Origin of the sequence: Streptomyces spiramenti, assembly GCF_012034385.1 — a bacterium.
GTDB classification, from domain to species: domain Bacteria; phylum Actinomycetota; class Actinomycetes; order Streptomycetales; family Streptomycetaceae; genus Streptomyces; species Streptomyces spiramenti.
Window position 1 is genome coordinate 1 of sequence record NZ_JAAVJB010000286.1, and the last position, 5,471, is coordinate 5,471.

A 5,471-nucleotide genomic window follows, 5' to 3' on the forward strand; every position below is an offset into this window, starting at 1 on the left:
GCTGACGGGGGAGCCGCCGGCCCGCGGGCGGCTCCCCGGTCAGCGGCGGTCGGTCACTCGGCGTCGGGCGCGGACGCGGTGTCGAGCGCCGTGATCTCGGCCGCCGTCAGGTCGAGTTCGGCAGCGGCGAGGAGCGGCGGCAGCTGCTCGACCGCGCGGGCGCTGGCGATCGGGGCGATCACGGTGGGCCTGGCCGCGAGCCAGGCGAGGGCGACCGTGGCGTGGGCTGCCCCGCGCTCCCCCGCGATGGTGTCGAGCGCGGCGAGCACGCGGGGGCCCCGCGGGGTCCCGAGGTAGCGGGAGGCCGACCCCGCGCGGGCGCTGTCAACCGTCGTGCCGGGTCGGTACTTGCCGGTCAGGAAGCCGCCGGCCAGCGCCGAGTAGGGCACGGCCCGCAGCCCGAACTCCGCCACCACCGCCGCGGTCCCGCCCTCGTAGTCGTCCCTGCGCATCAGGTGGTAGGGCGGCTGGAGCGCGACGTAGGCGGCCTTGCCCTCCCGCGCGGAGAACTCCAGCGAGGCGCGCAGCCGTTCGGCGGAGATGTTGGAGGCGGCGATCTCGCGGACCTTGCCCTCGCGCACCAACGCGTCGAGGGTGCTGACGATGTCGGTGACGGGAACGGTCTCGTCGTCGTAGTGGGTGTAGAGCAGGTCGATGGTGTCGGTGCCCAGGCGGCGCAGGGACGCCTCGGTCGCGGCCCGCATCGTCTTCGGTGCCAGGCCCTTGAAGTCGGGGTGCGCGCCGATCTTGGTGGCGACGACGACGTCGCGCCCGCGGCCTCCGCGGGCGAGCCAGCGCCCGATGACGCCCTCGGACTCACCGCCCGCGAGTCCGGGCGCCCAGTGGGAGTACACGTCCGCCGTGTCGACGAACCGGCCGCCGGCGTCGGCATAGGCGTCGAGAACGGCGTGCGAGGCGGCCTCGTCGGCGGTCCAGCCGAAGACGTTGCCGCCGAGGCAGAGCGGGGAGACGGTCAGGGAGCCGAGCGTGCGCTGAGTCATACGGGTTCAACGACGGCGGGAGCTCGGGGTGTTCCCGGGGGTGCTCACCACTGCGGCGTTCCCCCGGGCGACCGGCGCTGCCGCGGGGCCGGCGCCCCGGGTTCGCGGTCACGAAAGGCCGGCGACCCTGACGTCGGGGGAATCGTCAGGGCCGCCGGGGTCGGTGGGGCGTCGTTCCCGCAGCCTGCGGCGCGGGCGAGGAACAGGCGCGGAGGCGACGGGCGCGGTCCCCCGCGGCCCGACGCCGGAGCCGCCACGGGGACGCGCGAGGGCGGCCGTGGCGTGCAGCGACGGGGCGGTTGCCGGTGGAACGGGCACGGGACGGTGACCGCACGGTCCGCCGGCGACGCCGGCGGACCCGGGGCGTCAGATGCTGATGCCGTTGCCGCGGAGCCAGGAGAGCGGGTCGACGGCGCCGCCGCCGCCCGGCCGCACCTCCAGGTGGAGGTGGGGGCCGGAGGAGTTGCCGGTCGAGCCGACGTTGCCGAGCAGGTCCCCGGTGGTGACCTTCTGCCCCGCGACCACCGACATGGACGACATGTGGCTGTACGACAGCTCAGTGCCGTTGTCCAGCTTGACGATGACCTGGTAGCCGTAGCTGCCGGCCCACGCCGCCTGGGTGACGGTGCCGCTGTGGATGTTCTTGATGGGGGTTCCGCTGGGCGCCTGGAAGTCGAGACCCGTGTGGTAGCCGGAGGACCACATGCCGCCGGACTGGCCGTAGTAGGCGGAGAGGGTGTAGCCGGAGAGGGGGGCGGTGAAGCTGGCCCGCAGCTTCGCGAGGCGCTCTTCCTCCTCCTTCTTCTTCCGCTCCTCCTCTTCCTTGCGCTTGCGCTCCTGCTCGGCGCGCTCACGCTCCTGCTCCTCCAGCCGCTCCTCCTCCGCGAAGGCCGCGGCGTCGGAGGAGGCACTGGCGATGGCGGCGTCGATGACGGCGTCGCGCTGCTCCGCCTCGGCGAGGGCGTCCTGGTTCTCGGCCTGGCGGAGGATGCGGGAGCGCAGTGCCTCGCCCGCTTCGCCGTCGGCGCTCTCGCCCGAGGCGAGGACGTCGCTGCTGCTGCCGACCATGAGTCCGGCGGAGGTGAGCGGCGCCGCGGTGATCATGGTGGTGGTGTTCTTCTCGGTGTCACCACCGAAGAACCCGCCGATCTTGTCCGGCACGGACTTGACCTTGTCACCGGCCCCGGCGAGGCCCGGCGGGTCCTCGTGGGCGGTGGCCATGCCACCGGCGCCCACGGCGGCGATCACGCCGACTCCGAGGACCGCGCGGCTGCGTGCCATGGTGCCGCCGCGCTGGCGGGCGCGGCGACGGCCGCGGACCGGGGCGACGGTCGCGGCGCTGGGGTTCCACTCGGTGAAGGTCTCGCCCTCGACGCGCTCGGGGCCCCACTCGGTGTCGTACTCGGGCCCGAAGTAGGCGGGCACGGAGGTGTCGACGAGGTCGGCGGCTCCGGTCTCCGTGACCGGCTCCGCGAGCAGCGCGGTGCCGCCATCGGCGGTCGCGGTGCCCGCGGTCTCGCCGTAGGGGGCACCGTAGGTCGCGGCGGTGCCGAAGACGCTGTCGTCCCAGGAGGAGTGCGCCGGGGTTGCCTGCGCCTCGCCGGTCGCGGCGTGGATGCCAGCCTCGTGGGAGGCGGCGTAGCCGTGGTCGGGGTAGGCGCCGTCCGCGAGGGCGGTGTCCGAGTACCCGGTGTCGGCGTACCCGGTGTCGGCGTAGGAGTAGGCGTCGTAGGAGGCGCCGGCCTGGACCGGCGCGTACTCGGCGGTGTCGCCGTACGTGGTGGTGTCGCCGTAGGCGGTGCCCGCGTGCGCGGAGTCCGCGTATCCGGCCGTCACGAAGTGGTCGGCCCGGCCGCCGTCGCCGAGGACGCCGCCGTGCGTCTCCCCGTAGGAGGGGGTGGCGTAGGCGTCGCCGCCGAACTCGCCCCCGTACTGCTGATCGTGGGATCCGAGGCCGTTGCCGTCCCCGAAGTAGCCGCCTGCGTAGGGGGGCTGCGAGCCGTAGGGCTCGTAGGTGTCGCCGGAACCGAGGAGGTCCCCACCGGCGGCATGCCGATCTGACGCCACGTGGGCGTTCTCCTTTCCTTCCTTCGCCGACCGGGTTAGCTGACGGGTTCGGAGCAGGAAGGTCTCCTACGGTCCACCGGTGGTCCGGTGGGCCGATTCACCCCATTGAGAAGTGGTTCCCCGGCTCCCCGGGCCTCGCTGAACTGCGGCGATGCCCCGGGATTGAGCGACAGAGCACGGGCGCCGACACTTGCATCGGCGGTGACGACCGCGCTGCGTTATGAAACGTTAATAGAGGGCGGGCCTGTATTCCAAGTGCCTCCGGCGAATCAACCTCAGTCATCAGTCGCGCTTTTCGCGCGCAACTCCCCCAAACCGGGCAGGTTCATCATGCCTGCGGAGACCGGATCGATACCGTCGCCACCCCAATCGTTACGCGCAACGGCACCATCGGGTGACCGAGAGTCATCAGAAGTGAACGTCCGCCCCACGCCTCCCGGTGCGACCGGACGGAGGCCGACGCACGTCGGACCGGGTGCGGCGCCCCGAGTCCCCCCGCGGCGGCAGCCGCGCTCCCGCATCGCAGCGTGGCCGGCACCGGTCCCGGCAGTGTGATCTACGTCGTACTGGCGTCGTCCGGTGCCGTCAACGCCCCTCGGCGGCAACGACGGAGGCCGGTACCGCGCGCGGTCACCGGCGGTCGGAGCCCGTCAGGAGGCGGGGGTGACGGCGTGCGCGTCCTCACCGGCCGCCGCCACCACGACCTGGGCGGGTGCGGCGGCGCGCACCGCCATCAACGCCAGGTCGTCGTGGCCGAGTCCGCCGTGGCGGGTCACGTCGGCGATGAGCCAGTCCAGCACCTCGTCGGGGTCGCGGGTGGGGCAGCCGAGCAGGCGGACCTCCGGGTCGTAGAAGCGCCCCTGCGCGTCGCGGGCCTCACTCAACCCGTCCGTGTACAGCAGCAGCACCGCGCCCGGGGGCAGCAGCACGCGCGAGGGCTCCGCCTGGCGGCCACCGAGGGAGAGCAGTCCGAGGGGCAGCGCGGGCTCCGAGGGGATCAGGGCGCGCACCGTGCCGTCGGGCAGGAGCAGCAGCGGGGGCGGGTGCCCCTGGTTCATGAGGCGAACCTCGCTGACGGGCGGCTCACCCAGCGCCGGGTCGCCATGGGGCATGCCGGGGTCGGGGCGGAGCCCACCGGACGCCGCCGACGGCCCGACCCCCGCGGTCGGCTCGCCCGGCCTGCGGGGGCGCGGGCCGACAGCTCCGGGATCCGGGCGTGGGGCGGTCGCGCCGCGGTCCGGGTGCCGGGCGGCCGAGGGAGACACCGCCCCGCCCGGCGCGGACACGTGCAGGTGGCCGCGCGGGGCGCCCTGCCACCTGGGGACCGCGGCAACTCCGGGACCGCCTGCCGCACCGGCACCGTTGCCGCCGGCAACCTGCCCGGCGCCGACACCGACGCCGGGCAGGTCGCCGGGGTTCAGCTCCAGCAGTACGCCGGTCACGAAGCTCTCGTCCTCCCCCAGCCGGAGTCGGCCGGCCCGCAACTGCGCCGCGCGGCGCAGCGCCGAGTCGACCCGGGACGAGACGGCGTCCAGAGAGCTCTCGTACTCCGCGGCTTCGCGGAACGCGCCGAGCACGACCGCGACCGAGTCCGTGGCCTCCAGCCCCTTGCCCCGCACGTCGCCGAGGATCAGCCGGACGCCGTGCGGGGTCCGGACCGCTCCGTAGAGGTCGCCGCCGATGAGCGCTTCCCGGTCGGCGGTGCGGTACCGGGTGGCGAGCCGGACGCCGTCGATCACGCGCGGCGGGTCGGGCACCATGGCGCGTTGCACCGCGGCTGCGACCTCCCGCGCGGTGAGGACCTGCCGCGTGCGGCGTCCGACGAGTTGGTTGATGCCGACGGCCAGGGCGGCGACGGTCGCGACGGTCAGCACCTGAAAAGACGCCTCCACCGCAGTGGAGGGGTCGATCCAGATGTGCATGACCGTGGCGACCGCGACTGCGGCAGCGGCGGTCACCACGGTGGCGCGCAGCCCCTGCACGGCGGCGGCGACCAGGGGGGCCGCCGCCAGGAACGGGGCGAACGTGACCCGGGGCGGGGTGGCGAGAGTCAGGAGGAAGGCGCCCACCAGCAACAGCGTAGGGAGCGCGCCGGCCACCCGTCGGAGTCCGGGGGCGCGCGCTGCTCGGAGAGTCCGGTCGATCGCCACGTACCCAATGTGCGCCGAGCACGGTGACGCGGCGACTCGGCGGCGCTGGGTGGGGCGCGCCGGTCACCCGATGCAGTCACGGGTGCGCACGGCGGGGTGGAGCGGCGCCCGGGTGGCGGGACGAGGTGGGAGCGGGGCGCCCGGGTGGCGCACCGGTGCGGGTGGCGGACCGTTCGGGGCGCGCGGGAGGCTGGGCGGCGCGCGGCAGGGGCGACCCGCGGGGTGAGCCGCCCGTCAGCGAGGTTCGCCTCAT

General features: G+C 74.7%; 3 protein-coding genes and 1 riboswitch. All 3 genes read right to left on the reverse strand.

Annotation, left to right across the window (positions count from 1 at the left end; all coding sequences use genetic code 11):
- Positions 1–53: 53 nt before the first annotated feature.
- The 3 genes from HCJ92_RS21680 to HCJ92_RS21690 all read right to left on the reverse strand — a co-directional run bounded on the left by HCJ92_RS21680 (position 54) and on the right by HCJ92_RS21690 (position 5,137).
- Positions 54–1,001 carry an aldo/keto reductase gene (locus HCJ92_RS21680; protein WP_167935303.1) on the reverse strand — a complete coding sequence of 316 codons (948 nt, stop codon included), beginning with the start codon at positions 999–1,001 and terminating at the stop codon, positions 54–56.
- Between the two features lie 366 nt (positions 1,002–1,367).
- Positions 1,368–3,068, reverse strand: coding sequence for a M23 family metallopeptidase (locus HCJ92_RS25685; protein WP_338054308.1), 1,701 nt, complete (start codon positions 3,066–3,068; stop codon positions 1,368–1,370).
- A 9-nt stretch (positions 3,069–3,077) separates the two neighbouring features.
- Positions 3,078–3,247, reverse strand: a riboswitch (cyclic di-AMP (ydaO/yuaA leader).
- 471 nt (positions 3,248–3,718) lie between these two features.
- Positions 3,719–5,137 (reverse strand): SpoIIE family protein phosphatase, encoded by a 1,419-nt coding sequence (locus HCJ92_RS21690; protein WP_167935304.1) that lies wholly within the window; start codon positions 5,135–5,137, stop codon positions 3,719–3,721.
- Positions 5,138–5,471 lie beyond the last annotated feature (334 nt).

What these genes read in the sequence shown, in the direction of transcription:
- HCJ92_RS21680 (WP_167935303.1), bottom strand. Translation starts at nt 1,001, where the DNA reads ATGACTCAGCGCACGCTCGGCTCCCTGACCGTCTCCCCGCTCTGCCTC.